The organism is Streptomyces sp. NPDC058751, from assembly GCF_042746485.1.
GTDB lineage: Bacteria > Actinomycetota > Actinomycetes > Streptomycetales > Streptomycetaceae > Streptomyces.
The window spans coordinates 1-1,114 of record NZ_JBHYPZ010000115.1 but is presented as its reverse complement, the minus strand read 5'-3'; the positions used below and the strand labels follow the sequence as shown (position 1 = coordinate 1,114).

At 61.3% G+C, this 1,114-nt stretch carries 1 protein-coding gene; it reads right to left on the bottom strand.

Annotation, left to right across the window (positions count from 1 at the left end):
- Positions 1 to 32: 32 nt before the first annotated feature.
- A complete protein-coding gene (locus tag ACFW6B_RS41165) occupies positions 33 to 878 on the bottom strand; it encodes an IS5 family transposase (protein ID WP_386605076.1) in 846 nt (281 codons plus the stop codon).
- Positions 879 to 1,114 lie beyond the last annotated feature (236 nt).

Below are 1,114 nucleotides of genomic sequence, written 5' to 3'. Positions count from 1 at the left end.
TGAGAGGACGTCCTGTTTGTTTGGGGGATAGTTCACGGATTGTGCCAGGTTATGGGTGTTTCGCCGGTTACTCGTCTCGCGAGGTTCGAGATCATCGCGAGACGGATCATGCTCTCGGAGTGGGCGGGTTTGGCCTCGTAGTCGCGAGCGAGGCGCCGGTGCATCATGATCCAACCGAAACTTCGCTCTACCACCCAGCGTCGCGGTACCACTGAGAAGCCCTTGACCTGGGTGTTTCGCGGGACGACGTCGACGTCGATGCCAAGGGTGGCACCGTGTTCGACGGCCTGGGTCTTGTAGCCGGTATCGACCCACGCCTTGGTGATCGTGGGATGGTCGGCGGCGATCTGACTGAGCAGCTGCTTGCCGGCCTCGTTGTCGGAGACACTGGCCGCGGTCACCATGACCAGCAGTAATAAGCCGAGGGTGTCAACGACGATGCTGCGTTTACGGCCCACGATCTTCTTGCCGGCGTCGGTGCCCTGGGTGTTGGTGGGCACGCTGGGAGCGGTCTTGACGCTCTGCGCGTCGATGACGCAGGCGGTGGGCTCGGTGGCGCGTCCTTCCTGCTCACGGACCATTCGGTGCAGGCGGATGCCGAGTTTCTCGATGGTGCCGTCGGCGGTCCAGGCGCTGAAGTAGCTGAAAACGGTGGTGTGTGGCGGGAAATCGTGCGGAAGGTAGCGCCATGGGACCCCGGTCCGGTTGAGGAAGAGGATCGCGTCCATGACTTCGCGCAGGTCAGTGACCTTGCCGCCGAGGTTGAGCGAGGTCTTCTGCCGCTCGGCCCGCCAGGCCGTCAAGGTCGGTTCCATCAACGCCCAGCGGGCGTCGGACAGGTCGCTCAGGTAGGGCTTGCGTTGCTTCGAAGAGGTCATGAGGATACTGACGCACGAGGTGTCCAACTGGGCATATCGCTCGATCGGGTGAGGCAAAAGCGGCGTTCACGCCCGTATTCAAACCGGACAGGAGCTCTCGGCGAGAATCGGGGCAAAATGCAAAGTCACGCCCACCTCGACTGGAGCGACATACTGTTCATTCTGCCTGTATACGATCAATCCTGACGGGCATTAAAACCTCCGGAACAGTCACAAAGGTAATGCGGACGTCCTCT